This window comes from Micromonospora sp. CA-244673 (assembly GCF_050948395.1).
GTDB lineage: Bacteria > Actinomycetota > Actinomycetes > Mycobacteriales > Micromonosporaceae > Micromonospora.
In genome coordinates, this window is the sequence record NZ_CP192019.1 from 3,328,226 (window position 1) to 3,354,393 (window position 26,168).

The 26,168-nt window shown below is 68.6% G+C and carries 24 protein-coding genes and 1 pseudogene; 21 read left to right on the top strand and 4 right to left on the bottom strand.

All coding sequences use genetic code 11. From position 1 onward, the window contains the following. The first annotated feature begins 110 nt into the window (after nucleotides 1-110). From ACQP12_RS15475 to ACQP12_RS15515, 9 genes are all read left to right on the top strand, one after another. The gene (locus ACQP12_RS15475) at nucleotides 111-779 is read left to right on the top strand and encodes a ThuA domain-containing protein (protein ID WP_433288614.1); all 669 of its coding nucleotides are present in this window, start codon (nucleotides 111-113) and stop codon (nucleotides 777-779) included. Continuing rightward, the gene (locus ACQP12_RS15480) at nucleotides 764-1,666 is read left to right on the top strand and encodes a nucleoside hydrolase (RefSeq protein ID WP_433288616.1); all 903 of its coding nucleotides are present in this window, start codon (nucleotides 764-766) and stop codon (nucleotides 1,664-1,666) included. The genes ACQP12_RS15475 and ACQP12_RS15480 overlap by 16 nt, the downstream gene beginning before the upstream one ends. A gap of 521 nt (nucleotides 1,667-2,187) precedes the next feature. Next, the gene (locus ACQP12_RS15485) at nucleotides 2,188-2,448 is read left to right on the top strand and encodes a hypothetical protein (protein ID WP_433288618.1); all 261 of its coding nucleotides are present in this window, start codon (nucleotides 2,188-2,190) and stop codon (nucleotides 2,446-2,448) included. 46 nt (nucleotides 2,449-2,494) lie between these two features. Then, on the top strand, nucleotides 2,495-3,682 hold the full coding sequence (locus ACQP12_RS15490) for a Gfo/Idh/MocA family protein (protein WP_433288620.1): 1,188 nt from the start codon (nucleotides 2,495-2,497) through the stop codon (nucleotides 3,680-3,682). 137 nt (nucleotides 3,683-3,819) lie between these two features. After that, nucleotides 3,820-4,893, top strand: coding sequence for a Gfo/Idh/MocA family protein (locus ACQP12_RS15495; protein WP_433288622.1), 1,074 nt, complete (start codon nucleotides 3,820-3,822; stop codon nucleotides 4,891-4,893). A gap of 150 nt (nucleotides 4,894-5,043) precedes the next feature. Beyond that, nucleotides 5,044-5,802, top strand: a complete 759-nt coding sequence (locus ACQP12_RS15500) for a phytanoyl-CoA dioxygenase family protein (protein ID WP_433288624.1) — start codon at nucleotides 5,044-5,046, stop codon at nucleotides 5,800-5,802. A 9-nt stretch (nucleotides 5,803-5,811) separates the two neighbouring features. Beyond that, nucleotides 5,812-6,729, top strand: coding sequence for a sugar phosphate isomerase/epimerase family protein (locus tag ACQP12_RS15505; protein ID WP_433288626.1), 918 nt, complete (start codon nucleotides 5,812-5,814; stop codon nucleotides 6,727-6,729). Between the two features lie 25 nt (nucleotides 6,730-6,754). Then, the gene (locus ACQP12_RS15510; protein WP_433288628.1) at nucleotides 6,755-8,830 is read left to right on the top strand and encodes a hypothetical protein; all 2,076 of its coding nucleotides are present in this window, start codon (nucleotides 6,755-6,757) and stop codon (nucleotides 8,828-8,830) included. Continuing rightward, nucleotides 8,827-9,780, top strand: a complete 954-nt coding sequence (locus ACQP12_RS15515) for a zinc-binding dehydrogenase (protein WP_433288631.1) — start codon at nucleotides 8,827-8,829, stop codon at nucleotides 9,778-9,780. The genes ACQP12_RS15510 and ACQP12_RS15515 overlap by 4 nt, the downstream gene beginning before the upstream one ends. A 17-nt stretch (nucleotides 9,781-9,797) precedes the next feature. Here the strand turns inward: ACQP12_RS15515 and ACQP12_RS15520 are convergent, their stop codons facing one another. After that, complete coding sequence (locus ACQP12_RS15520) at nucleotides 9,798-10,781, bottom strand: LacI family DNA-binding transcriptional regulator (RefSeq protein WP_433288633.1); 984 nt, start codon at nucleotides 10,779-10,781, stop codon at nucleotides 9,798-9,800. An 89-nt stretch (nucleotides 10,782-10,870) separates the two neighbouring features. Here ACQP12_RS15520 and ACQP12_RS15525 point away from each other — a divergent pair, with 89 nt between their 5' ends. The 7 genes from ACQP12_RS15525 (at nucleotide 10,871) to ACQP12_RS15555 (ending at nucleotide 18,478) form a co-directional block, all read left to right on the top strand. Then, nucleotides 10,871-11,872 (top strand): helix-turn-helix domain-containing protein, encoded by a 1,002-nt coding sequence (locus tag ACQP12_RS15525; protein WP_433288635.1) that lies wholly within the window; start codon nucleotides 10,871-10,873, stop codon nucleotides 11,870-11,872. A 115-nt stretch (nucleotides 11,873-11,987) separates the two neighbouring features. After that, on the top strand, nucleotides 11,988-13,169 hold the full coding sequence (locus ACQP12_RS15530; RefSeq protein ID WP_433288637.1) for an ABC transporter substrate-binding protein: 1,182 nt from the start codon (nucleotides 11,988-11,990) through the stop codon (nucleotides 13,167-13,169). Between the two features lie 75 nt (nucleotides 13,170-13,244). After that, the gene (locus ACQP12_RS15535) at nucleotides 13,245-14,243 is read left to right on the top strand and encodes a carbohydrate ABC transporter permease (protein WP_433288639.1); all 999 of its coding nucleotides are present in this window, start codon (nucleotides 13,245-13,247) and stop codon (nucleotides 14,241-14,243) included. Between the two features lie 122 nt (nucleotides 14,244-14,365). Continuing rightward, nucleotides 14,366-15,226 carry a carbohydrate ABC transporter permease gene (locus tag ACQP12_RS15540; protein ID WP_433288641.1) on the top strand — a complete coding sequence of 287 codons (861 nt, stop codon included), beginning with the start codon at nucleotides 14,366-14,368 and terminating at the stop codon, nucleotides 15,224-15,226. A gap of 2 nt (nucleotides 15,227-15,228) precedes the next feature. Then, the gene (locus ACQP12_RS15545; RefSeq protein ID WP_433288643.1) at nucleotides 15,229-16,440 is read left to right on the top strand and encodes a hypothetical protein; all 1,212 of its coding nucleotides are present in this window, start codon (nucleotides 15,229-15,231) and stop codon (nucleotides 16,438-16,440) included. Further along, nucleotides 16,437-17,435, top strand: coding sequence for a Gfo/Idh/MocA family protein (locus tag ACQP12_RS15550; protein WP_433288645.1), 999 nt, complete (start codon nucleotides 16,437-16,439; stop codon nucleotides 17,433-17,435). Before ACQP12_RS15545 ends, ACQP12_RS15550 begins: the two co-directional genes overlap by 4 nt. Next, nucleotides 17,435-18,478 carry a Gfo/Idh/MocA family protein gene (locus tag ACQP12_RS15555; protein ID WP_433288647.1) on the top strand — a complete coding sequence of 348 codons (1,044 nt, stop codon included), beginning with the start codon at nucleotides 17,435-17,437 and terminating at the stop codon, nucleotides 18,476-18,478. Before ACQP12_RS15550 ends, ACQP12_RS15555 begins: the two co-directional genes overlap by 1 nt. Nucleotides 18,479-18,481: 3 nt before the next feature. On the opposite strand, the gene ACQP12_RS15560 is transcribed toward ACQP12_RS15555, so the two are convergent. Then, nucleotides 18,482-18,832: a Rieske (2Fe-2S) protein gene (locus tag ACQP12_RS15560; protein WP_433288649.1), complete on the bottom strand. Its 351-nt coding sequence runs from the start codon at nucleotides 18,830-18,832 to the stop codon at nucleotides 18,482-18,484. A 105-nt stretch (nucleotides 18,833-18,937) separates the two neighbouring features. On the opposite strand from ACQP12_RS15560, the gene ACQP12_RS15565 reads away from it, so the two are divergent. Continuing rightward, nucleotides 18,938-20,086, top strand: a complete 1,149-nt coding sequence (locus tag ACQP12_RS15565) for an amidohydrolase family protein (RefSeq protein ID WP_433288651.1) — start codon at nucleotides 18,938-18,940, stop codon at nucleotides 20,084-20,086. Between the two features lie 124 nt (nucleotides 20,087-20,210). Here ACQP12_RS15565 and ACQP12_RS15570 read toward each other — a convergent pair whose 3' ends face one another. Further along, nucleotides 20,211-21,371 (bottom strand): endo-1,4-beta-xylanase, encoded by a 1,161-nt coding sequence (locus ACQP12_RS15570; protein ID WP_433288653.1) that lies wholly within the window; start codon nucleotides 21,369-21,371, stop codon nucleotides 20,211-20,213. A gap of 744 nt (nucleotides 21,372-22,115) precedes the next feature. On the opposite strand from ACQP12_RS15570, the pseudogene ACQP12_RS15575 reads away from it, so the two are divergent. After that, a pseudogene (locus ACQP12_RS15575) lies at nucleotides 22,116-22,787 on the top strand (MFS transporter); the annotation flags it as partial. After that, entirely contained in the window at nucleotides 22,787-23,023 is a 237-nt protein-coding gene (locus tag ACQP12_RS15580) for a hypothetical protein (protein WP_433288655.1), read from the top strand. The pseudogene ACQP12_RS15575 and the gene ACQP12_RS15580, both read left to right, overlap by 1 nt. A gap of 441 nt (nucleotides 23,024-23,464) precedes the next feature. On the opposite strand, the gene ACQP12_RS15585 is transcribed toward ACQP12_RS15580, so the two are convergent. Beyond that, entirely contained in the window at nucleotides 23,465-23,830 is a 366-nt protein-coding gene (locus ACQP12_RS15585) for a DNA polymerase ligase N-terminal domain-containing protein (RefSeq protein WP_433288657.1), read from the bottom strand. Between the two features lie 663 nt (nucleotides 23,831-24,493). Here ACQP12_RS15585 and ACQP12_RS15590 point away from each other — a divergent pair. Continuing rightward, nucleotides 24,494-25,081, top strand: coding sequence for a GNAT family N-acetyltransferase (locus ACQP12_RS15590; RefSeq protein ID WP_433288659.1), 588 nt, complete (start codon nucleotides 24,494-24,496; stop codon nucleotides 25,079-25,081). Between the two features lie 304 nt (nucleotides 25,082-25,385). Then, entirely contained in the window at nucleotides 25,386-26,078 is a 693-nt protein-coding gene (locus tag ACQP12_RS15595) for a VanZ family protein (protein ID WP_433288661.1), read from the top strand. Nucleotides 26,079-26,168 lie beyond the last annotated feature (90 nt).

Below are 26,168 nucleotides of genomic sequence, written 5' to 3' on the forward strand. Positions count from 1 at the left end.
CTCGACGGCGGCAAACCCGGGTTCCTCGAAGGTGGTCACGCCGGCACATCCCTGGCGTTCTGCAAATCGATTGGCTAGTGTGCCGATCGGACCTCACACCAAGGAGAAGCATGGACAGTGGGCGCACCCGTCAGGCCCTTGTCGTCCGGGGTGGCTGGGAGGGGCACAGCCCGGTCGCGGCGACCGAGCGGTTCATCCCGTTCCTCGAGGAGCACGGCTACGCCGTCGAGGTGCACGAGAGCCCCGAGGTGTACGCCGACGGCGAGAAGCTCGCAGCAACCGATCTCGTCGTGCAGTGCTACACCCAGGGCGTCGCCACCGTCGAACAGGTACTCGGGCTGTCCGTCGCGGTCGCGGGCGGCACCGGTCTCGCGGGCTGGCACGGTGGCATCTGCGACTCCTTTCGCGGCTCGCCCGACTACCTACATCTCACGGGCGGGCAATGGGCCGCGCACCCCGGCGGCTTCGTCGAGTACGAGGTGGTCGTCGTGCCGGAGCGGCGCGGGCATCAGATCGTCCAGGGCCTGGACCGGTGGGAGCTGAACACCGAGCAGTACTGGGTGCTCACCGACGAGCTGAACGATGTGCTCGCCACGACCACGTTCGGCGTGCGTGACGACACCCCGTGGCGGGAGGAGCTGACCTGCCCCGCGGTATGGACTCGCCAGTGGGGGAAGGGCAGGGTCTTCGTCTCGACGATCGGCCACAAGCTGGAGGACCTCGACCACCCCGATGTGAGGACACTGACCGAGAGGGGGCTGCTGTGGGCGAGCCGCTGACCGGGGAGCCCATTCGGATCATCGTCGACACGGACCTGGCTATGGGGGCACCGGGATCGGACATCGACGACGGCTTCGCGCTCGCGCTGGCCCTGGCCGACCCGGGTCTCCGCGTCGAGCTGGTCACGACGGTCGGTGGCAACAGCGACGTCGTGACCTCGACCCGGCTGACTCGTGAGCTGCTCGAGGTGCTCGGCCGCGGCGACGTGCCCGTGGTGCAGGGTGCCCCGGCCGATGTCGTCGCAGCCCAGGAGATCGCGCGTCGGGTGCTTTCCGAGCCAGGGCAGTTGAGCATCGTCGCGATCGGACCGCTGACCAATGTCGCACGCGCGCTCGCGCTCGCGCCGGGGGTCGCCGGCGCGGTCCGCGAGGTCGTCGTCATGGGTGGGGTGTTCCTCGGGCAGACGAACGTCGCGGCGATGCCGGGTGAGTACAACTTCTGGTGCGACCCGGAGGCGGCCCAGGCGGTCTGCGAGAGCGGCGCGCGCCTGCGGTTCGTCGGGCTCGACGTGACCCGTCAGGTGCGGCTGAGCCGCGAGGACGCCCGAGCACTGGCGTCTGAAGGGGAGTTCGGCCGTATCGCCGCACGCCATACCGAGGCCTGGATCGACTTCCAGGAGCGGGTCAAGCCGCGAGAGGCGATCGAGCAGGGCAGCTGTGCGTTGCACGACCCACTCGCCGTCGCGGTGGTCACCCGTCCGGATCTGGTCACCTGGACCGAGGCGCACGTCGCCATCGAAACGGCCGGCCAGGTCACGCGCGGGGTGGCGGTGGCCGACCTCCTGATGTGGGAGAACCCACCCGAGCCCAACTGCCGGATCGCGACAGCGGTGGACGCGCGTGCCTTCCGGGAGCTGTTCCTCGAGCGGATGGCTGCTCTGCCGTGAGCGTGTCGGTCGACGTGGTGGCCGGCCTGTCGTCAGGGGAAGCTGTCACGAGGTACCCGCGAGCGAGTTGAGCCTGGTCCGCGCCGTGCGGACTCACCGAGGGCGTACTGCGCGCCGTACCGGGCGATGCGCCGTACGACACCGCCGGGCTGCAGTACCTCAGTACCCGCGGGCCGTCGAGCCGCTGCCCGGCACCCTCGTCGGAGCGGGGGCCGAGCCGGTAGCGTACGGATCGGCGGCGTCGCGGTGGCGAAACTTCCCCCGCGGAACCGGGCCGACGTATTGTCCTGGTGACGCAGGAACACCACGTGTTCATCGGCTCGCTGCGGGAGAACCTGGCGATGCCCGGCAGCGGGCACGGCCGACGCAGCGAGCCGCGCGGCCCTGGTCGCGGGCCGGGGCGGACTGGGCGGCGGAGCTACCCGAGGGCCTGGACACCCAGCACGGCCCGGGCGAGATGCGTCGAAGGCGCTGCAACTGGCGCTGGCTCGCGTGGTCTGGCCGATCCGCACACCGTGGTCTTGGACGAAGCCACCTCCCTGATCGATCCGACCACGGCACGGCGCACCGAGCGGTCCCTCGTCGCCCAGCTCCAGGGCCGTACGGTGATCGCCATCGCCCACTACCTGCACACCGCGCGCGCCGCCTATCGGGTCGCAGTGGTCGAAGGCAGGCGCGTCACCGAACTCGGCGCGTACGCCGCGCTGTGGCGTTCACGGCACGGAACCGACCGCCCGTCTGATCGCTCGGCTGCGTTGACCCGGAAGGTGCGCACGCCTTAGCGTGTTCGCTTAGCAAACCGATTTGCACCGGCCCGGAGGAGAGATCATGAGCGCGCATCAGCCCGGCGGCCCGCGGTCCGAGCTCGGGGTAGCGATGATCGGCTACGCGTTCATGGGTGCCGCTCACTCTCAGGGTTGGCGCACCGCGCACCGGTTCTTCGACCTGCCAGTCAACCCGGCGATGAGCGTGATCTGCGGCCGCACCGAGTCCGCCACCAGGGCGGCCGCCGACAAGATGGGGTGGGCGGACTGGACGACGGACTGGCGGCAGGTACTCGACCGGGACGATGTTCAGGTCGTCGACATCTGCACGCCCGGCGACACGCACGCCGATATCGCCGTCGCGGCCCTGGAGGCCGGGAAGCACGTTCTGTGCGAGAAGCCGCTGGCGAACACCGTCGCCGAGGCAGAGAAGATGAACGCCGCGGCCGAGGCGGCACAAGCGCAAGGCGTCCTGTCCTCCGTCGGATTCAACTACCGGCGTACACCGGCGCTCGCCTACGCAAGGCGGCTCATCGAGGAAGGCGCCGTGGGCACGGTTCGCCACATTCGTGCTCACTACCTGCAGGACTGGATTGTGGACCCGGAGTTCCCGCTGGTCTGGCGACTGCAGAAGGACAAGGCCGGATCCGGCGCGCTCGGCGACATCGGCGCACATGTCGTCGACATCTCCCAGTTCCTCACCGGTCAGCGCCTGACCGAGGTCTCGGGCCACCTCACCCGCTTCGTCGAGCGCCGTCCCGTCGCACAGGCGACGTCCGGGCTGAGTGCGAGCGGCGGCGTCGAGACCGGCGAGGTCACCGTCGACGACGCCGCGGTGTTCTTCGGGCGTACCGACGGCGGCGCGCTCGCGACCTACGAGGCGACCCGGTTCGCCACCGGGCGCAAGAACGCCATGCGGATCGAGCTGAACGGCTCGGCCGGCAGCATCGCCTTCGACTTCGAGTCGATGAACGAGCTGCACGTGTACGACGGCACCGCGCGTTCCCGTGACGCCGCGTTCCGCCGGATCCTGGTCACCGAGCCCGACCATCCCTACACCGGCGTCTGGTGGCCGCCCGGCCACGGCCTGGGCTACGAGCACACGTTCGTGCATGAGATCGCCGACTTCGTGCGCGATGTCGCAGCCGGCACACCGCCGACGCCGTCGTTCGCCGACGGCCTCCAGGTCCAGCGGGTGCTGGACGCCGTTGAGCGATCCTCGGCAGGGGGCGCCGGGTGGACCGCAGTCTGACCAATGGCCGACGGGAGGACCCGTGCGTGCGCTCACCGGCGGCGACCGGGCCGCCTGCAGCGTCGCTCGACGCCGCGCTCGTTCCAGGCCGCTGACCGGTCGCCCTTACCGGCCACCCACTACTGAGAGGTACACACTTGAGCAAGCTGCGCGTCGGCGTGATCGGACTGGGCGAGGTCGCCCAGGTCATCCACCTGCCCGTCCTCGAGTCATTGCCCGACCGCTACGAGCTCGCGGCGATCTGTGACATCTCGCCCGGCCTGCTGGAGCGTCTGGGCGCTCGCTATCGGGTCGAGCACCGCTACACCGACTTCCGCGAGATGCTCGCCGCCGGCGGCCTGGACTGCGTGATCGTGCTCAACAGCGACGAGTACCACGCGGACTGCACGGTCGCGGCGCTCGACGCGGGTCTCGACGTACTGGTCGAGAAGCCGATGTGTCTCAGCCCCCGCGAGGCACAGGAGATCATCGCGGCGCGCGACCGGTCGGGGAAGACCGTGATGGTCGCCTACATGCGGCGTTTCGCACCGGCGTTCACCGAGGCGGTCGAGAAGCTGCCCGAGCTCGGCCCGATCCGCTACGTGCGTGTCCACGACGTGATCGGCGAAAACCGGCTGATCGTCGACCAGACGTCGTACGTCGACCGGCCGGATGACGTCCCGGACGAGGCGGTCAACGAGAAGTGGGCGCGCCGCTCGGCGCTCGTGAAAGAGGCGCTGGGCGACGTTCCCCAGGAGCTGGAGTGGACCTACGGGTTGCTCTGCGGCCTCGGCAGCCACGACCTCTCCGCGATGCGGGAGCTGCTCGGTCGCCCGAAGGAGGTCTCGGCGGCGAAGATGTGGCGCAACGGTGGATACGTCGTCGCGCTCCTCGACTACGGCGACTTCGTCGTCACCTACGAGACAGGGGTGGACGACCAGCTGCGTTACGACACCTACATCGAGGTGTACGGCGCGAGCGGCACGATGAAGGTGGTGTACGACACGCCCTACGTCCGGCACTTCCCGACGACGCTGCATCTGGAACTCACCGACGGCGACTCCTACGAGCGATCCGTGCGGCGACCACACCTCAAGGACCCCTACACCTACGAGCTCGAGCACTTCCACGAGGCGATCACCACAGGTGCGACGCCCAAGACGAGTCCGGAAGACTACGTGCAGGACATGGAGCTCTTCATCGAGATCATCCGTGCCTTGGAGAACAGCTGATCACGCCCCGGACGGCGTCGGGCGCGACGGCATCCGGAGGATAAGTCGAGCCCAGCCGAAGATAGGTGTCGTGGCCCCGGTCGCCGCGCCGTAGCGTCGTCTACGCCCCTGATCCCCGAACACACCCGTACCTGGAAAGGCGCCGCCGCGATGACCGAGACCCTGACCGACGCCGATGTGGCGTTCTTCCGCGAGAACGGCTATCTGTTGCCCGGCCGCCAACTGCTGTCGGAGGATCGCCTCTCGCGGCTCGAGCTGATCTTCAACGAGCACCTCGAAGCCAGGGGCGACAAGCTCTCCGACGAGCTCGACACGCCGCACTACCACGACGGGCGGCTGCTGGATTACCTGCTCTCCGACGAGGTCCTCGACTGGGTCGAGCCGCTGGTCGGCCCCAACATTGCCCTCTGGTCGAGTCACTTCATCTCGAAGGACCCCTTCACCGGCCGGGCCACCCCCTGGCACGAGGACAGCGCGTACTGGGAGGGCCGCTTCGACGACTACGACAACATCGTTACGATCTGGCTCGCCCTCGAGGGCGGCTCATTCAAGGAGAACGGCTGCATGCGGGTCATTCCGGGCTCGCACCTGGACGGTGGGTTCTCGGACAACTACCTGCCCACCGACATGACCGGGCAGACCTTCCACGCCGAAATCGCCGGTGTGGACGAGGCGAAGGCCGTGTACTTCGAGTTGCAGCGCGGCGAGTTCTCGATGCATGACGGCCGGATCGTCCACGGCGCCCGAGCCAACACCAGCGCCACCCGTCGCACCGGCTACACCATGCGGTACTTCCCGAGCTCGGTGAAGATGCAGGGCGTCCCACAGAACGAAGGATGGAAGATCTGGCTGGCCCGAGGGGTCGACCTCGCCGGCAACGACTACGCGAACGCACCCGCCCGCGCCTGAGGTTCTCTCATGAAACTGGGACTTCTGACCGCCTGCCTGCCCGGCGAGTCGCTCGAGGACATCGCCCGGTGGGCCGGCGGCCACGGGTACGCCGCCCTCGAGGTCGCCGCCTGGCCCGACCGGCCCGGCCGCGACTGGGAGGCCAGCCACCTGAACGTCGAGGCATTCGGGCAGGCCGACGCCGACAGGGTCGCCGCGATCCTCGACCGGCACGGCCTGACCCTGTCGGCGGTCGCGTACTACGAGAACAACCTGCATGAGAACCCGGAGGTCCGCGAGGCGACGCACGAGCACCTGCGCCGGTGCATCGACGCCGCCCACCTGCTCGGCGTGCGCCTGGTCGGCACCTTCGTCGGCCGCGACGGGACGCTCACGGTGGCCGAGAACCTCCGGCTGGCCGAGCAGGTGCTGCCGCCGCTGGTCGAGTACGCCGCGGCCCGCGACGTACGCCTCGTGATCGAGAACTGCCCGATGGAGGGCTGGCATCCCGACGGCTATCCGGCCAACCTCGCGTACTCGCCCGAGCTCTGGGGCTGGATGGCCGACCTCGGGCTGTGGCTCAACTACGACCCCTCGCACCTGGTTTGGCTCGGCATCGACCCACTGGCGGCCCTCGAGGCGCACGCCGACCGGATCCTGCACGTTCAGGCCAAGGACGTCGAGGTGCACGCCGCCGCCCGCAACCGCTACGGGGTGTTCGGACAGGTGCTCGACAAGCAGCCCTGGAAGAGCGGGTGGTGGCGCTACCGCATCCCCGGCCTCGGCGAGGTCGACTGGCCGCGACTGATCGACGCGCTCCACCAGCACGGGTACGAAGGCGCCGTCTCCGTCGAGCACGAGGACCCGGTCTGGAGCGGTGACCCCGGCCGCGTCCGCCAAGGCCTGACCATCGCACACCGCACCCTCGCCCCGCACGTCCACGTCTGACCGACCGCCCAGGAGGGCCTCGCCCATGCACCGCGGCGTCTACTTCGATGCCTGGTTCCCCCGCCAGCACTGCTACCACCCGAGTCTCCCGCCCCGCCGCCTGCGAATGGTCGACGAGCTCGTCGACTACCGCGCCACCGTGCTGGTGTGGTCTGCCATGGGCGGTGGCTCACTGGCCCTGCCGTACCTCGAGCAGGAGGCGACCGGCCCGGTCGACGCCCGCTCACGCTTCTACGGCTTCGTCAACGACAGCGAGTTCATCGCTGCCTGCCACGAGCGTGGCATCAAGGTGCTGGGCATCATCTTCGAGGCCCAGGGCTGGGAGTTCCCGGTCGAGCTGACCGACCAGGAGGACGCCGTCCTCGCCCTCAATGAGCTGCGCGGCGTGGGAAAACGCGACTGGATGGGGCTGCGCGAGTTCTCGTCCAACCGCTACCCGAAGCTCTGGAAGCCGATCGAACACTACTTCCCCGGCGGCCTGGTGAACTCCGACGGCGACCCGGTCACCGACCTGATCGAGGAGTGCGTGGCACGCGATATCCACGGCCGGCCCTGCCATGCGCACTGGGTGGAGTGTCCGGATCGCGAGCACCAGTGCTTCTACATGGACCGCAACAACCCGGTCTGGCGCGAGTACCTCAAGGCAGTGATCAGGATCCAGGTCGATGCCGGTGTCGACGGGATCCAGCTCGACGAGGCCGAGCTGCCGATGGGTGCATTCCAGTACGGCGCCTGCTTCTGCAAGGACTGCATGAAAGGGTTCCGCGCCCACCTCCAAGGGTTGAAGCCCTCGGAGGTGGACCTCGTGCTCGACGGGGTCGACCTCGAGACCTTCCACTACGGCGACTGGCTGCTCGCGCAGGGCTACGACTTCACGTCGGACCGCGAGTCGACGCCGCTGTTCGGCGACTACTACGCCTTCCAGTGCCTGTCGATCAAGAGGTATTTCGCCGAGCTCGCCGACTACGCCCGCGAGTACGCGCGGTCGCGCGGCCGCGAGATCATCGTCTCCGGCAACTTCTTCAATCTCGAGCCGATGTACCTCGCCCTCGCCGACGACGTCGATCTGGTCATCACGGAGATGCGGAACACGACGTACCGCCAGCCGGACTGGTACCGGTACGTCGCGGCGTTCGCCGGTGACAAGGATGTCGTAGTGGTCGAGAACCCGTACGGCGGCGTTGTTCCGGAGCTGATCGACCTGCTCGGGAAGGGCAAGGGGTACGACCTGTTCCGGCTCTCGCTGTTCGAGGCGGCGGCGATGGGCTCGAACATGTCGGTGCCCTACGGTTCGTGGATGGGCAGTGTCATCGAGGACTCGTTCTACGCGCCCCACGAGCTCGCCAGCGAGATCCAGGCGTTCCTGGCCGACCACGAGCAGCTGTTCGCGCGCCGGACCGCCAACGACATCGCGGTCGTCTTCAGCGTCGAGAGCACGCGCGAGCTGATCGGCAAGGCGGACGACGGCGACAACACCACCAACGCGCGCGATGAGTCGGTGGTGGTGCCGTATCGCGTCGTGACGAAGACGCTGTCAGACGCCGCGGTGCCCTACGACGTGGTGATCTGGCCGGACGGCGTCACCGCTGCGGACCGCTCGAGCACCGAGGCGCTCCTGCGGTACTCGACCGTGATCCTGCCGGACGTCTTCGCCCTGACCGAGGGGCAGGTCGCTGCCGTCGAGGGATACCTCGTGGCCGGCGGGACGGTCGTCGTCACCGACCGGGTGGCAAGCTCCCTCCCACAACACCGAGGTGTCCGCACCGCGCGCCGTGACGTGCTCGATGAGCTGCTTCCGCACGGGCGGCAGGTCGAGACCACGGTGTCGGCCGCCGCGAACCTCCAGCACCTGGCCGACGGCTCCTACGCGCTGCACCTGGTCAACTACGACTACGACCGCGAGGTCGACGCGGTGCGCACGCTCACCGATGTCCCGCTCCGCGTGCGGCTACCGAAAGACCGGCAGCACGCGACCGTGGTGGCGAGCGACGGGACGCGAACGCCGCTGGAGGTGGTCCGCGAAAAGGGTGCGCACGTCGTGCGCCTCGACTCGCTGGGCGTATACGCGATCGTGGTCTTCCACGATGGTGAGGCGCTGTGAGGATCGCGGCGCTGCGTGGGCGCGAGACCTTCGAGGTCGAGGAGGCCCCGGTTCCGTCGATCGAGCCGGATGAGGTGCTAGTCCGCGTCGTGGCCTCGGGCGTGTGCGCGTCGGAGCTCGAGCCGTGGCTGACCGGTCCGCGGGTGGGGGAGGCCCAGTACCCGGGCCACGAGGTCAGCGGCGTGGTCGTCGAGGTCGGCGCCGAGGTGACCGTGCCGGCGGCCGGGGACCGGGTCGGCGTCTGGGTCACCGAGCGCGGCTTCGCGGAGTACGTCGCCGTGCGCGCGGCGTACTGCTTCCCGGCGGGCGACGGCCGGCTCGACGAGGCGCTCGCGGAGCCGATCGCCTGCGCCGTCAACGCCGTCGAGGCCGCGGACGTCCGCCTGGGCGACGACGTGGTCATCATCGGGGCCGGATTCATGGGGAACCTGGTGCAGAAGCTCGCCGCCCTGCGCGGCCCGCGGCAGCTGATCGTGGCCGACGCGCGCGCGGACGCCCTGGAGCGCGCTGTGGGGCTCGGCGCCACGCGGACCGTTGACGTGACGAAGGAGTCGCTGCCCGACGTCGTACGGTCCCTCACTGGCGGGCGCGGCGCCGATGTCGCGTTCGAGTGCACAGGCACTCAACGCGCCCTCACGGTGTGCGGTGACACCACCCGGATGAGCGGCACCATCGCGATCGTCGGCTTCCATCAGGGCGCCGATCGCACCATCCCGCTGGCCTACTGGAACTGGATGGCGTTCAAGGTCGTCAACGCTCACTTCCGTGACGTTGCGGTGATCATGCGCGGCATGTCGGTCGGCATGCGCCTCCTGGCCGGCGGCGTGCTCTCGATGGACGGCCTCGTCAGCCACCGCTTCCCGCTCGAGGAGATAAACAGCGCCTTCGCCACGCTGCGCGAGAAGCCTGATGGGTTCGTCAAGGCGGTCGTGACGTTCCCGGAGCCGTGACTGTGGTCGGTCGCCGCTCAGGCGGTTCCGCCCTCGATCAGCGGGCAGGGCAGCACGACGGTCCGTCCGGCACCGGTGTAGCGGCCCGACATCCGGCTCATCAGCAGGTCGCCGGCTGTGCCGCCGGCCTCGTACGCCGGGTTGCGGACCGTGGTCAGCCGCGGTGTCACGATAGTGGCGGCGTCGACGTCGTCGAAGCCCACGATGGCCACGTCCTGCGGGACGGAGAGTCGGAGCTCGTGGGCCACGTCGAGCGCTCCGATCGCCATCAGGTCGTTCGCGCAGAAGACGGCATCGGGTCGGACCTCGAGCGCCATGAGCGTCTTCATGGCCTCGTAGCCTCCCTTGCGGGTCCAGTCTCCGCGCACCATCCGTTCGGCGGGGACCTTCCGCTTCGCGGCCTGCATCGCCGAACGGAAGCCCGCCGTGCGCGACGCGCCGTAGTGAGACGGGCCCTGGATCATTGCGATCCGCTGGTAGCCGCGCGAGGCCAGGAAGGAGCCGGCAGCGCGAGAGCCGGTCTCATCGTCGGGGATGACCGCGTCGCAGAGGGGATGGTCGAGTTGGTCGCCGATGCAGACGATGGGAGTCTGCTTGTCGGCCTCCCCGAACGTGACCTGCGACGCGGTCTCGCCGGAGGCGAAGACGATGCCGTCCACTCCGCGGTCCATGGCGTCCTGGAAGAACCTGCGCTCTCGGTCGTGCTGGCCGTCGGTGTTGCAGACGTACGTTCCGTGCCCGGCGGCGTCGACGGCGTCCGCCAGGCCTCGGGTGAGCACGGCGTAGAACGGGTTGGTGATATCGGGGACGACGACCGCGATCATGTGCGACTGCCGGGTCCGCAGGTTGCGGGCCACGATGTTCGGCCGGTACCCGAGTTCGCGGATCGCCTTTATCACGGTGCTTCGGGTGGCGACTGCGACCGCGCGCTTGCCGGACAACACGTGGGAGACGGTGGTGGGGCTCACCCCGGCGCGGCTGGCGACCTGCGCGATCGTCACGCGCGAGCGTTGGTCAGACGCTGCCTCGCTCCTCAACATGGCCGTATCCTACTGGGAGATCTCATCGCAAAACGATTTGGGGTCGTTCCATGACCGACCTGGTCGAGCGGTTCCGCAGCGAGTCGCTGCTCCTTCCCGACAGCGGTGCGCGGGTGATGCGCCCACGGCTTAACACCGTCGACGTGCACTGGCACGACTACTACGAACTGTGCCTGGTGGTCTCAGGAGCGGCTGAGCACGTGGTAAACGGTGTCCCGCGACCCATTGGCAGGGGAAGTGCCTTCCTGCTGTCGCCCGCGGACTTCCACGCCATCCGGGCGGTCGGTCAAGAGCCGCTCGCCTGCTACAACACCGTCATCGACCCGGGGCTCATGGAACGACAGTTCGGCGGGCTGGGGCCGCCATCGGTCGGGGACCTCCCGTGGCAGACCGACGACTTTCTCGATGCGGAAGTCGACCTGCGCCGGCTCCAGGCCGAGTTCGAAAAGCCACGGCTGGGCAGCGCACGACTGGTCGAGGCGCTCGTAGGATGCCTGGTGGTCGAGCTCGCGCGGCGCCAACCGGTCGAGGCCGCGGTCGCCCACCACCGCCTCGGCGTGTCCGATGAACTGCGAGCCGCGGTCCGCTTCATCGACCGGCACTTTCGCGAGCCGATCTCGCTCGCCGACGCCGCCCGGCGGGCGCACTTGTCGTCGAACTACTTCAGCGAGCGGTTCCGGGCGTACACCGGCTCGTCCTTCCAGCTCTACCTGCAGGAGCGCCGTCTGCGGTTCGCCCGGTCTCTGCTCGCGTCGACCCCGTTGTCCGTGACCGAGGTGTGTCACGCCGCCGGCTTCAACAGCCTCTCGCACTTCGGTCGTGCCTACCGCCGCCGGTACGGTACCGCTCCATCAGACCGCTCGGCTGGACACGCACCCGCGCGAGGGGTCTCGGGGCCGTCACAATGTGACGGAGGCCACCCGAATCCGTTGACAAATGCCCGGTCCCTTGGCGACACTGCCCGCCATGTAGCCAATCGATTTGCATCCGTTCAGGGCTCCGCAACTTCCACCGAGCGAGTAGTAGGGAGCAGGCGTCGTGAGGTTCCATAGGTCCAGGAAGACTGCGGCAATCGTTGCGTTGGCGCTCGCGTCATCGCTGAGCGTCGCGTCGTGCGGAAGCGATGGGAAGGAGCCGAGCACCGGCGTCGGCAAGGGCGCAGGTCCGGTGACGGACCCGACCTCGCCACAGACGGTGACGTTCTTCTCCTGGGTCGGCAACGAACCGCAGATGAAGCAGATGGCCGACGAGTTCCACAAGCAGCACCCGAACATCACGATCAAATTCGAGAACGCCCCCGCGGAACAGGCGCAGCAGGTGCTCAGCACCCGCATCGCCGGCAACACCGCCCCGGACGTCGCCTACATCAACGCAAGCGACACCAGCGACTACGCCGCCAGAGGGGCGCTCGTCGACCTCGGCAACTACATGGAGCGCAGCGAGATCGTGAAGCCGGACAACTACGTCGACGGCTTCAAGACGTTCGTCACCTGGAACGACAAGATGTGGGGACTGCCGTTCGACGGCGAGACGACCGGTCTGTTCTACCGGACCGACCGCTTCAAGGAGGCCGGGATCGAGGGCCCGCCGAAGACCTGGGACGAGTTCAAGGCCGCCGCAGAGAAGCTCACGGCGAACGGCAAGTACGGCTTCGAGATGTTCGCCTCGGAGTCGGCGTACTACTGGTACCCCTGGCTCTACCAGGCCGGTGGCGACGCGCTGACCGAGGACGGCAAGGACGTCGCCTTCGACAGCGCGCAGGGCAAGACGGCGGCCGAGTTCTACGTGAACCTTGCCAAGTACTCCCCGCGGGACTACCTCAACTCCAACTCCTACGACGGCCGGGTGGCGTTCGCGAAGGGCGACGTGGCGATGTACGTGGCGGGCGCCTGGTTCGCCGGCACCCTCGCGGACGAGTACCCCAAGCTCACGGGCAAGTGGGCGGCGGCACCGCTTCCCGACGGGGTCGCCGGGTGCAAGACCACCATCGCCGGAGACTCGCTGGTGATGTTCAACAAGACGAAGGTCTCCGACGCCGCGTGGCTGTGGATGGAGTTCCTCTCGCGGCCCGACAACCTGGCCAACTGGACGTACAAGACCGAGGGTACGCTGCTGCCTCCGACGAAGTCGCTGCTCGGCAGCCCCGACCTCGCCAAGGAGAAGCCGGTCCTCAAGCCCTTCGCCGACCTGATGTCGTGCGGCGTCGCGAGCACGGTCTCCAACCCGAAGTACCCGCGGATCGAGACCATCCTCAACGAGGAACTCGGCAAGGCCATCTACGGCGACCAGACCGCCGCACAGGCGCTGGACAACGCCGCCGAGCAGGGCCGGGCGATCCTGGCCCGCTGACGAAGCGGCCACTGCACCGGCGATGCGTCACCGGGCCGGACCGGCCCGGTGACGCACGGAGGAAAGGAGACGGTGATGGCGACGGCACGGTCGCTGGGGCGGCCCGAGACGGACGCGGTCGGTGTGAAGGCCCGCGGGCGATGGGCCCGGCCACACATCAGACGCGAGACCCCGCACGGGAGGCGGCGCGGCGTCGCAGCCCGGGTCTGGTCGGAACGGTCGGCGTACGTCTTCCTGCTGCCCGGCATGCTGATCTTCTCGGTCTTCACCCTGGCCGCCCTGATCTTCGCCGTCTACCTGACCTTCCACCGGTGGAGCATCATCGAGCCGGACCGGCCGTTCGTCGGCCTGGACAACTATCGCGACATGATCCAGGACGAGCGGTTCACCGGGTCGGTGCTGAACACCATCTACTTCAGCGGCGCCTCCGTCCCGCTGTCGATGGCGATCGGACTGCTGCTGGCGCTTCTGCTCAACCTGCCGCTGCGGATGCGCGGCCTGTTCCGGGCGATGTTCTACCTTCCGGTCGTCACCCCGTTCGTGGTCTCCGCCATCCTCTGGAAGTGGCTCTACAACGGTGACTACGGGCTGCTCAACCACTACCTGCTGCAGGCGCACCTCATCGACGCCCCCTTGCTGTGGCTGTCGGACAAGAACCTCGCGATGCCGGCGGTCGTCCTGATGAGCGTGTGGGCGGGCACCGGCTTTTCGATGGTGGTTTACCTCGCCGGACTGCAGGCGATCCCCAGTGAGCTCTACGAGTCGGCCCGCATCGACGGTGCCGGCGTGTGGCAACGCCTGCGGTACATCACGATCCCCATGCTCCGGCCCACCACCCTGTTCCTGGCCGTCATGGGGATCATCAGCTCGCTGCAGGTCTTCACCCAGATCTTCGTGATGACCAGCGGCGGACCGGTCAACAAGACGACGACGATGGTCTACTACATGTATCTCTGGGCGTTCAAGTACTTCGACATGGGCTACGCCAGCACCCTGGCCTTCGCGCTCTTCCTCATGCTGCTCGCGTTCACCGCGCTCCAGCTGCGCCTGATGCGGCAGGGGTACGACGCATGAGCGGCGTCGTCGCAGGAGCCGACCTGCGTGAGACAGCGCCGGAGCCCGCTGCACCGGCCCGAAGGTCGCCGCGGAACGGGGTCAACCGGTTCACGTGGCACCAGAAGGCGGTCACCTACCTGGTGCTCGCCCCGCTCGCGATCTTGTTCGTGGCCCCGTTCGCGTGGCTGATCAGCGCGTCGTTCCAGCCGATGGGGGAGATCTTCTCCACGTCGCCGCACTGGGTCCCGAAGGACCCGACCCTGGAGGGCTACAAGGGCTTCTTAAATGTCGGTCACCTCACCAAGGCCCAGCAGGGCCAGGGACACGGTGACTGGCGGTGGTTCGTGAACAGTGCCTTCGTCGCGATCGCGATCACCGTGCTGCAGACCTTCTTCAACGCCCTGTGCGCCTACTGCTTCGCCAAGCGCCGGTTCCCCGGCCGCAACGTGATCTTCATGCTCTTCCTGGCGACGATGATGGTTCCCGGCCAGGTCACGCTCATCCCGAACTACCTGATCATCAAGCACATCCCGTTCTTCGGCGGCAACGACTGGATGGGCAACGGCGGGCACGGCTGGCTGGACTCCTATTGGGGTCTGATCATGCCCGGGATCGTGTCGGCGTTCGGCATCTTCCTCATCCGTCAGTACATGCTCTCGATTCCCGACGAACTGCTTGAGGCCTCCCGTATCGACGGGGCGAGCGAATTCCGGATCTTCTGGTCCGTCGTGCTGCCACTGTGCGCGCCGGCGCTGGCGGCAAACGCGATCTTCACCTTCCAGGGGGCGTGGGAGGACTTCTTCTGGCCCCTGATCATCCTGTCCAGCCCCGAAAAGATCACCGCGCCCGTGGGGCTCGCCCTGTTCGTGGTGCAGAACCGCACGTCCTGGACCTTGCTCTTCGCCGGGTCGGTGATCGCGACCCTGCCGATGATCATCGTGTTCCTCGTCTTCCAGCGGAAGTTCGTGCAGGGCATCGCCCTCACCGGTGTGAAGGGCTGATCGTGGCGACGGCGAATCCGGGTGGAGGCCGCGACGTGCTCACCCGGCTGCTCGAAACCGGGAACGGCGTGCTGAGGTGTGAGCCGGCGTGGGTCGCGCGCGACTTCCTGCCGCCGGGGCGGCGGCTGGGCCTTCCCGATAACGCCTACGACGTCGGGGAGCGGGGCGCGATCTGCGAGCGGTGGCTCGCCTCGACGACGAAGGCGGACAACCGCGTCGGGCCCGACGACGAGGGGCTCAGCCACGTCGTGGGGGAGCACGGTGAGCGGCTCCTGCTGCGCGACGCCCTGGCCGCCGACCCGGCGGCGATCCTGGGCGCGGCGTACGCCGCCTCGCACCCCGCAGGACTGGGGCGGCTGGCGAAGATCTTCGACTACGCCTACCGGCTGCCCTACCACATCCATCCGCCCCAAGAGTTCGCGTCGTTGGTCGGGCGCAACGCCAAGGACGAGTCCTACCACTTCCTGCCGGGTGTCGACCCGGGCGCGCACCCGGAGACGTTCTTCGGCGTGCACCCGTGGATCGCGGAGCAGTCGGCGCACGAAGTGCTGTTGCCCTACCTCGTCGACTGGAACAGCGACCTGATCCTTCGGCATGCCCGCGCGGAGCTGCAGGTCGCCGGCGAGGGATTCCACGTGCCGTCCGGCGTGCTGCACGCCCCCGGCACGGCACTCACCCTCGAGTTGCAGGAGGACTCCGACGTCCTGTCGATGTTCCAGGCGTTGAACGCCGGCCGGATCATCTCCAAGGACCTGCTGTTCAAGGACGTCCGCCCGCGCGACCGCGAGGAGCACGAAGAGCGGTTCCCGCTCGGCTTCGTGGACTGGGAGGTCAACGGCGACCCATGGTTCTACGAGAACCGCCACCTGAGCCCGCAGCCCGTCGCCGGCGCGGACGGCGACGGCGAGGAGACCTGGGTCTTCTACAACACCAGCAAGTACGCCGGAAAGCGCCTCGTCGTCCCGCCGGGCGGGATCCACCGGCTGCGCGAGCCCGGCGTCTACAGCGTCTTCGCCTGGACCGGTGACGGCACGCTCGCCGGACACGAGGTGCGCGGCGGCGAGCCGGGCCGCGACGAACTGGTGGTCACCCACGATGCCGCGACCCGCGAGCACGAGGTCGCCAACACCGGACGGGAGGACCTCGTGCTGTTCCTGTTCTTCGGGCCCGACCTCCACACGGAGGCGCCGTCCATCCCGGTCCGGGCGCGATGACCGGCGAGCTGAAGGTCGGCCTGCTCGGCGCCGGCATGATCGCCGGCGTCCACGCCCACGCCTATCGCGAATGCCCGGGCGTGCGGCTGGCCGCGGTTGCCGATCCGGTGCCGGGCAAGGCCGAGCGGATCGCCGACCGGCACGGCGCGAAGATCGTGCCGGACCTCTACGCGCTGCTCGACCTCGGCGTCGACGTCGTCGACATCTGCACGCCGCCGACCGCCCATGCCGATGCCACGATCGCCGCCCTCCGGGCGGGCCGGCACGTGCTGTGTGAGAAGCCGATCACGCGCACCATGGACGAGGCGCGCCGCGTCCTCGCCGCCGCCGAGGCCGCGCCGGGCCTGCTCTCGATCGGGCAGGTGGCCCGCTACGGCCCGGACCACCGGCTCGCCCGCGACCTGGTGGCGTCGGGCGACATCGGGCTCGTCCGCATGCTCAGCCACTCGACGACGACCTCGCTACCGGGGTGGAGCGAGGGGGGATGGCTCGCCGACCCCGCGACATCCGGTGGGCCGCTGCTCGACCAGGCCGTGCACAGTTTCGACTACGCCCGGTGGGTTATCGGCAGTCCCGCCGTCCGCGTGCACTGCATGGCCGCCGACAGCGGCGCGGGCCCGCTGACCTACACCCTGACGACGGTCCGCTACGAGAACGGCGCCATCGCCCACATCGAGTGCAGCTGGGCGCACCCGGCCTCGCGCGGCTTCAAGCTCCGGGCGGAGATCACCGGCACCGAGGGCCGGCTGTCGTGGGACTACGACCACATGATGGGCGGCGTACTGCACGCCCACGAAGGTGACCCGGAGTGGTGGGACGTGCTCGGCGACCGCGAGTTCACCCACGAGCTGAGCGCGTTCTTCCAGGCGTGCCGCGACGGCGGACCCCCGCCGGTGCCCGCCGTCGAGGCGGTCGAGTCGCTGCGCACGGCACTCGCCGCCCTCGAATCGGCCCGTACCGACCGGACGATCGACCTGACCACGTGGGAGCTCTGATGAGCCGCAAGCCGGTCGGCGTCGGCATCCTCGGCGCGGCGCACATGGGCCACGCGTGGGCCTACTCGCGGGCGCTCACCGAGTCGCCGAACGCCTGCATCGTGGGCGTGTACGATCCCCAGCCCGAGCACACCCGCTGGATCCACCAGGATTTCGGCGTACCACTCACCGGCGACGCCGAGGCGCTGCTGGCCTCGCCCGAGGTGGATGCCGTGCTGGTGTGCAGCGCCAACGACGAGCATCGTGTCCACGTCGAGCTCGCCGCCGCCCACGGCAAGCACGTCCTGTGCGAGAAACCGATCGCCACGACGGTCGAGGACGGCGAGGCGATGGTCGCCGCCTGCGCGGCCGCGGGCGTGCAGCTGCACCTGCCGTTCGTGTCCCGCTTTCTGCCCATGGTCGAGCGGGCGCGTGCGGCGGTCCGCGACGGCCGGTTGGGCGATCTGATCGGCCTGGTCGGTGGTAACCGCGGCCGCCCGCCGCTGCCCCCGGCGTACCCCGGCTGGATCACCGACCCGGTGGCCGCCGGCGGAGGTGCACTCATCGACCACTCCGTCCACGTCACCGATGTGATGCGGCACGTCAGCGGGCTCGAGGTGACCGAGGTGTCGGCCGAGACCGGGTCGCTGCTCTGGAACCTCGACGTCGACGACGTCGCGGTGGTCTCGTTGCGCCTGGAGAACGGCGCGGTCGGCAGCATCGACCCGAGCTGGTCGGTGCCGGCGGATCACCCGTACGACTACGACTTCTACCTCCGCCTGGTCGGCACCGAGGGCTCGCTGGAGATAACCGACGGGGCCGAGGCGCTGAACGTCGTCAGCGCGCGCGAGGGCAGTCCGCGGGGCCTGCGTCAGGCCTCGTTCGCCGAGGACGCCGATCAAGCGATGATCGAGGCGTTCCTCGCGTCGGTGCATGCAGGCGTGATTGAGGACCCCTGTGCAACGGGGCAGGACGGCGTGCGCGCCCTGGAGGTCGCGCTGGCGGGCTATCGTTCCTCGAATCTGGGGCAGGTTGTCAAGCTCCGACAGCCCGGTGCCCGGTGATGCCTACGCGTGCAGCACGACCTCGCCGGCCTGCTGGGTGACCCGGTAGGTCTTGAGTCCGAAGCGGTTCGGCTCCAGGAGCGACCGGCCGCTCTCGAGGTCGAACTCCCAGCCGTGCCAGGGGCAGCGGATGACCCGGCCGGCCTTGCCGTAGACGTACTCCTGCGGCTCGGAGGCGACGAAGGTACCGCTCAGCGAGCCCGCGCACATCGACGCACCCATGTGCGGGCACCTGTCGGTGATCGCGAAGAACTCCTCGCCGATGCTGATGACGCCGACCGGCCGCCCGTTCACCTCGACGATCCGGCACCCGTCCCGGCGCACCTCCTCGACGCTGCCGACCCGAACTTCCATGCGGCCCACCCACTGATTCGTCTACCGCCATGCCAATCGATTTGCTATGCATGAGCTTGGCGGCTTCGAGCCATTTCCGCAACGACTGTCCGGACAGGAGTTCCCGTGGCCGATCTGCTCGACCAGCCCACCGCCGAGGCGGCCGAACCGAGCCGCTACCGGCTCGTCGACTGCGACGTCCACCCGATCACCAAGGGCGGCCTCGGGGAGCTCCGGCCGTTCCTGTCCCAGGCCGCGCAGCGTCGCCTGGGCCTCGACGAGCGCCGTAACCTCACCACGATCGGGCACCGCGAGGCGGTGTCGATCCCGCGGAACATGCTCTACCTCAACCCGGCCGGGGTGCTCCGTGACGACGCCCGCGCCCCGGACGGGTCCGCGCCGGGCGCCGACCCGGCCTTCACGGCGCAACAGCTGCTCGACGGCAACGGCATCGACCGTGCGGTGCTCATCGGCGGCGAGGTGCTCGGGCTCGGGGCCATGCCCGACCCGGATGCCGCCGCTATGATCGCCTCGGCGTACAACCAGTGGCTGGCCGCGACCTGGTTGGATGCCGACGACCGGTACCGCGGTTACATCGTGGTCGGTGCGCAGGACCCGGTGCTGGCGGCCCAGGAGATCCGGCGCGCGGCCGAGGACGAGCGCTTCGTCGGCGTGCTGCTGCCGCTCACCGGCATCCTGATGGGGCTGCGGCACTATTACCCGATCTACGAGGCCGCGCATGAGGTGGGAATTCCGGTCGCCGTCCACCCCAACTCGGGCGAAGGCATCTTCCGCACCTCCCCGCCAATGGCCGGCGGGACGCCGACGTACTACGTCGAGTGGCACAGCGGGCTCAGTCAGGTGTTCCAGGCGAACGTGATCAGCCTCGTCTGCCACGGGGTCTTCGAGCGCTTCCCGAACCTCAAGGTGATCCTCACCGAGGGTGGGCTGGGCTGGATCCCCGACGTGATGTGGCGGCTTGACAAGAACGTCAAGGGCCTGCGCGACGAGGTGCCGTGGGTGAAACGACTGCCCAGCGAGTACGTCGTGGATCACGTCCGGTTCACGACGCAGCCACTCCCGGAGCCGAAGCGCCGCCACCACCTGCATGTGCTCTGCGAGATCGCTCGCGCGGACCGAACCCTGATGTTCAGCTCCGACTACCCGCACTGGGACTTCGACGACCCGCGGCACGCCCTGGCGTCGCTGCCGCCAGCGATCAGGCAGCGGGTGAGCAGCGACAACGCCGTGGAGACCTACGGCGATCGACTGTGATGATCCCGTAGATCCGGTGGCGCGTGAAGGGCCCTCCGGGTGGCGGCCGCCGCCATTTGGGAGCCGGCTCTGACCGGCGCCTTGGCGCCGGCCAGAGCCGGGGAGTGCACCCCGCCGAGCCCGATCAGAGTGGTGTGCGTGCCGGAGCGTTCTGGAAGGCCTGCAGGATCGCGGTGTAGGCCGGCTTCGGCTGGAGGTTCTCGTCGAAGGGCAGCGGCCGGCGCGCGGCTCCATCCTTGCGCGGGAAGTCCTCCTGCAACCACGTGTAGCGGTCGCTCAGCCCGAAGTTGAGCACGACCTTGACCGCGGGCTCCTGGAGGGTCACGGACAGATACTGCGAGTACACCTCCGCTACGCCCGCGTCGCGACTGGTGATGTCGGCCTTCAGGCCGTCGTCCTGAACATCCATCTCGGTGATGAAGATGGACAGCCCCCGCGCCGCGACATCCGACAGGAAGGTCCGGTAGGCCGCCGTATCGAATTGCCGGCTGAACCCGTTCGTATTCAGGTGTGCCTGGATCCCCAGCGCGTGCACCGGGACGTTCTTGCTCTGCAGATAGTCGATGGCCTTGAGCATCGACGTCCGCCGAGCCGCCGCGTTCGACCCGGTTTCGAATCCGAACTCGTTGATCAAGAGCAGAGCGTTCGCGTCACACTGGTGGGCCAGGTTGAACGCCTCCTCGACGTAGCTCGGCCCGATCGTCTGGTACCAGGGCTCGACCGTCCAGAACCCGTTGGCGTCCTTGCGCCGCCCGTCGGTCACCTCATTGGCCACCACCCAGGCCATCACCTGGCCGGCATAGTGCGTGACCTCCTGCTGGATCGTCCCGAACAGCAGGTCGCGCGCATCCTGGGTGCTGAGGTTGTAGAGGGCGTCCGGGTCCCACCCGTCACCCAGTCCCTCGTCCCAGGCCAGATGCGCCGCGAGCACCGGCTGAGCGTTGCCGGCGGCGAACGACACGATCTGGTCGCCGTAGCTGAAGTCCAAGGGCGAGGTCTGCGTCGGCTTGAGCCGATACCACAGCAGGTCGTCCTCGGTGAGCAGCATCCCACTCTCGCGCGCATACAGCGCCGCGTAGGCGGGGTCGGGCTGCACCTGCCACGTCGCGGCCGAGGAGCCGTACCGGATCCCCTTGGCCAGCGCTGCCTGATAAAGATTGCCTGTCGGTGCCGCCCAAGCCGCTCTCATGTTCATGAACTGCGACGCACCACCACCCAGCAGCACCGCGGCTCCCATGCCGCCGACGAGGAACGACCTCCGGCGGAGACCTCTCTGACCTGCCATCGCATTCTCCTTCACCGACTTGTTCGAAGAACCGCGTCTGAGGTGCTGTGATAGCGGGCAGGCGAGCACTGTCACAGCGCTGGCCGCCCGTGACGAGTCGATCCATTGCCATACGCAAATCGATTTACATACGTATACACCCGTCAGCCGCCTCCTGGGAAGGCCCCAAGGGTGAGCCGACCGCCAGTCGCCTGCAGTGGAGCCAGCAGGGTGGTCACTAGTCCTGTTTTTGACCTTCGGCTCTCTGGCCTGATGTTTGCGCTGTCGTGGGTGGACACGAAGACGGTCTTCGTTGATCATGTCGTCTCGCCAAAGAAGAACATGACCCTTCGTGGGCGCTCCGGCCGAGCAGCCATCGGAGCAGCCAAGCCGCCGCACGGCTGCGGACGGTGGCAAACGTGACGCGCATGTCGACGAGGACCAGGTCGGCGACGATCAACAGGCCGCAACCGGCTCGTAATGCGGGAGTCAGTCCTCCACGTCAGCGAGGCCCGTCACGAACGTCTCGAGGTCGGGGCGAGGATCCTGACCTGGTAGACCACGCCTGATGGACATGTACGACGGCTGGCTCGCGGTCGCGGCCCGTCGACGCGCCACCCGGATGAACTCCGTGTCCGTGCTTCCGGACCACTGCGTCCCCCTGCCAGTTCCGGAGCGTAACCACTGCCCGTCGGGCAACCGCCGGCGGGCGTGCGGCGTGACTAGTGGTACGACAGGCGGGGAACGAGGGGGACGCGCGCGGTCTCGGCATGGGCCGCGATCAGCGGTGCCGCCGTTGCGGCCGGTCCGATCGCGGGCGGCGCCTTGGTCGGCCCGGCCGGGTGGCGGTCGATTTTCCTTCTCAATGTGCCCATCGGCCTGGTGGTGCTGGCGCTGACGCTGGGCCGGGCGGTGGCCTGCCCGCGTAGTGAGCGCCGGATCGACTGGCCCGCCCAGCTGGTAGCCGCCGAGGTGCTGGCCTTGTTCACTGACGCGCTGATCGCTGCCGGTTCGCAGGCATGGGCCTACGCCGCGTGGTCGTCGGTGGGGGTCGGGGTGTCGGTGCTGGCGTTCTGCGGCCTGGAGCGCCACAGTCAGGTGCCGGTCTTGAACCGGGCGCTGCTGCGGTCAGGGCGGGTGCGGGCTGGGCTGCTGGCCGCTGCGGTGGTGAACGTCGCGCTGACTCAGGGTCTGTTCGTGCTGCCGCTGTTGTCGCAGCAGGAGCGGCACCTGGACTTCCTGCAGACCGGACTGGCGTTCTTGCCGTTGACGGTTCCCTTCGCGGCCAATCGGCGGTTCACGGGCAAGATCGTGGCACGGGTGGGTCCTCGCCGTCCGATCCTGGCCAGTTTGGCTCTGCTGGCCGCTGGAGGTGCCCTGCTAGCAGGCGTGATTTCGCCGACGGCGGCTACATGTGGCTCGCGGTGGGTCTCTTGATGACCGGCTTCGGCGTCTCCTATGCCTTGCCGGCTCTGGTGGCGGCCCTTGTCGGCGTCGCTCCGGCGGGCACGGCCGGTGCCGTGGGCGGCCTGCTCAACGCCGTGCGCCAGGTCGGCGCCACCCTCGGCGTCGTCGTCATGGGTGCCGCCGTCGCCGCAGGCACTGGATCGGCCCTGCTGATGTCGGCCGCAGTCTGCGCCATCGCCTGGTTCGTGTTCGCTCGCGGGCGGTGAGGAGACGGCCGGATGACGCCGAATCGGGGCCAACGCGGCCCTGCCGCACTCAGCTGACTTGGGCACCTACTCCGCTGCTGCTGTGCGCGCGACACCGCGGGGCTGGATCAGCAGCCGTCCGTGAAAACGAATCAGGAGATCATGGCGACCCCTGCAGCCTACGACCTGACCGGGAGCTGCCGCCGGGCCGCCGAGCGCGGCTAACGCCGCCTAAGAGGAAGCAAGAATCCCGGCGATTCTGGTATGAGCAACGGACGGTATCGGGCGCCCGCACCGATCTGCCGCTGACGGCAGCGTCACAGTCGGTCGAGTCAGCGCCCTGGACGTCCACGGGCGGCCGCGCATATCCCGCGGGTGCCCTAGCGGTAGCCCAGGGCCGAGTGAGCTGTTCAGCAGAAGATAGTCGTTCCCACGCTCGCGGGGGTGGGCCTCGGTAGCCTGCTATGCGCGCTCGTCCGAAGGCTGCTCTTTCGTCAAGTGGAGCAGCCACCCCTCGCCGGTGCGGATGAGCGCGTATCGCCGGCGGCCGGTGCGGCCGTGCAACGTAAACAGCATGCGGCGCTCGGTGCGGTCGTGCTCCTCCCACGTGCCGATGTCGGCGATCGACTTGTCGGCGTCCTCGTAGGTGAGGTGATTGAGGTGGTGGTCGGGCACGGCGATCGCGAGCCGGTTGTCACTGGGATCCTCCGGCAGGCCGCGAGGCACCGCCCATGAGCGCAGCACTCCATTCTCCTCAAGCCGCAGGTCGAAGTGCGGTCGTGGTTTGCGGTGGTGGTGCAGGACGAAGGCGAGCGGCACCCTTTCCATTGTGGGCGCACGGCGACGATGCCGCCCGTCAAATGCGCATGCTGGGTGCGTTACCGCTCAACAGTAGAGGCGACCTTCGCACCGACGACGTCCTGTTCGCCGGTGATCCTCGTCCTTCTGACGGTGCGGGTTCGGTTCCCGTCGCCCGCTCCAACAGCCTCCGGCCCAGGTCAGAGGCTGCATCCCCCGATCCTGGGCGGGTCGGCCACTCCTCCGCTCAGATCTGTGGGCCGTCCGTGGGCCATAACTCACGCCTACAGTTGCCTGGCTAGGCGATCATCCCGGCTGTGGCAGACGGGTTCAGTAGCCGTGGTGGCGTGGCCTACGTCGACCCGGGAGTGACGGCGTGTGGTCAGGGCTTCGCGAGCCACAAGAACGCGACTTGGCCATTCGCCAGGCTCCGCGTCCACGCGGAACGCGTTCTGATCACCTCACTGTCCGCGACGTTCAAGGTGACGCGAGCCAACCTGGTTGCCATCGCGCACTTTCGCGGGATACTTGTGCTGGCCGACGGCGTCCGATTCGCGACGAGCGATCACGAGGACGCGGGATCTTCTGGGCGTTGCGCGGAGAGAAGGTCCGCAATGAGCTGCTGCGACGGGGCTGGAAGGTCTAGGCCTGGGAACTTGACGCAGGTCATCGTCGCCAGGAGAGGATAAGCGGGTGCGGTCCTCCCTTTCGACGCCTCCTGCTATTCCCGCCGGCACCCTCGCCGCAGCTCCGCAACCGATGCTTTCCGCCCAGGGTGGCCTGCTCTTGCGACCTTGGGAGCCTTCCGATGCGTCGGCCTTCTTCGCTGCGTACCGGGACCCCGAGATCCAGCACTGGCACACTCGCCAACCCGCATCTGAGGACCAGGTCCGTGAGTGGTTCCAACAGTATCGCCAGGCCTGGGAGCAGGAGACGGGCGCGAGTTGGGCGGTGACGCGCGGCGGCGGTGAGGTGCTGGGGCGCATCGCCATGGGCAGCATGAATCTCGATGACGGTGTCGCAGGGTGCGCATATTGGGTGCTCCCGGCCGCTCGCGGAGCAGGCGTGGCCTCCCGGGCGCTGACGGCCCTGAGCGTCTGGGCACTCGGCGAGGCCGGTTTCCATCGTCTGCACCTGGATCACTCAACCCGCAACCATGCCTCCTGTCGGGTCGCCGTCAAGGCCGGGTTTCTATTGGAAGGCACCAAACGCAGCGACGCCATCCACTCCGACGGCCGGCACGACATGCACCTGCACGCCCGTATCCGTGGTGACGAGTGACTCGCCTGATCCGGGGTTGCCTCCGCGGTCGAAGGCCGGCATGGGCCATCCGTGGGCCAGTAGCCGTGGCGCGCAGCGGGCACGAGACGCAGCCCGGCGGACCGGCGGCCGCAGGCGTTTCGGGCATCACGACCGCTTGACGCTGTTCAAACTGACGGTCAACCCAGCCGGGGGAGCGCGGAAGGCTGCCTTGGTGCATGTCGGCGCGGATAGCCGCAGCTCAGTCCGGCCTTTATCGGCGCCATACGTTTCGCCTGGCACTGTTGACAGCACCGGACGAGAAGCGACGCGCGGGGAGCGGATGATGCAGTATCAGCTCGACCTGGCGCTCCAGCGGCCCGGCGCGGTGGAGCTACTGCTGTTCTGCGCCCTCGCCGCCGCAGCGCTGTTCTGGCCCATGGCCCGGCTGATGCGCTGGCGACCGGCCTTGACGCTGCTCGCACTGCTGTCGCTGGGTCCCATCCTGGTCTTCACCGCTCCGTTCGGGGCGCTCGGCTGGCAGGACGGCGCGATCCCCCGAGTCGCCGAATACGTCAGCTCATTCCTGAACAAAGCAACATTCCAGGCGGCCCTGGTCGCCCCAGCCAGGCACGAGGAACGGTTCGCGAACCTCTTGCTGTTCATCCCCTTGGGCGTTTTCGGTGCCCTGGCGACCCGCCGCCCCTTCTGGACCGTCCTCGGCGGCGCCGCCCTGTCGTTTGGCGTCGAGGGCTGGCAGGCAGTCAGCGGCGTCCGCGACGCCACCGCTGCGGACTGGCTCTACAACAGCAGCGGAACACTACTCGGCGCCGCCGCCGGCCTGGTCCTCCTAGCCGCACACTGCCTGCTGAAGCCGGCCGAACCGATGCCGCCGGCCGATACGGCGCCACCGACCGAAATGATGCCGACGGCCGGATGGACGCGGCCGGCCGAAACGATCTCGCCGGCCAAGAACCCGCCGTGGCACCCGTCCCCGCCTCGGCGTTCAGGAGCCGATCCGGCGACCCGAGAGACTTAACGAGCGGGACTTATGATCCGCAAGACGGAACCTGGACGCGCCCTGAAGCAAGATCGACTATTGGCCGGCTGATCACATCTAGGCGGGGAC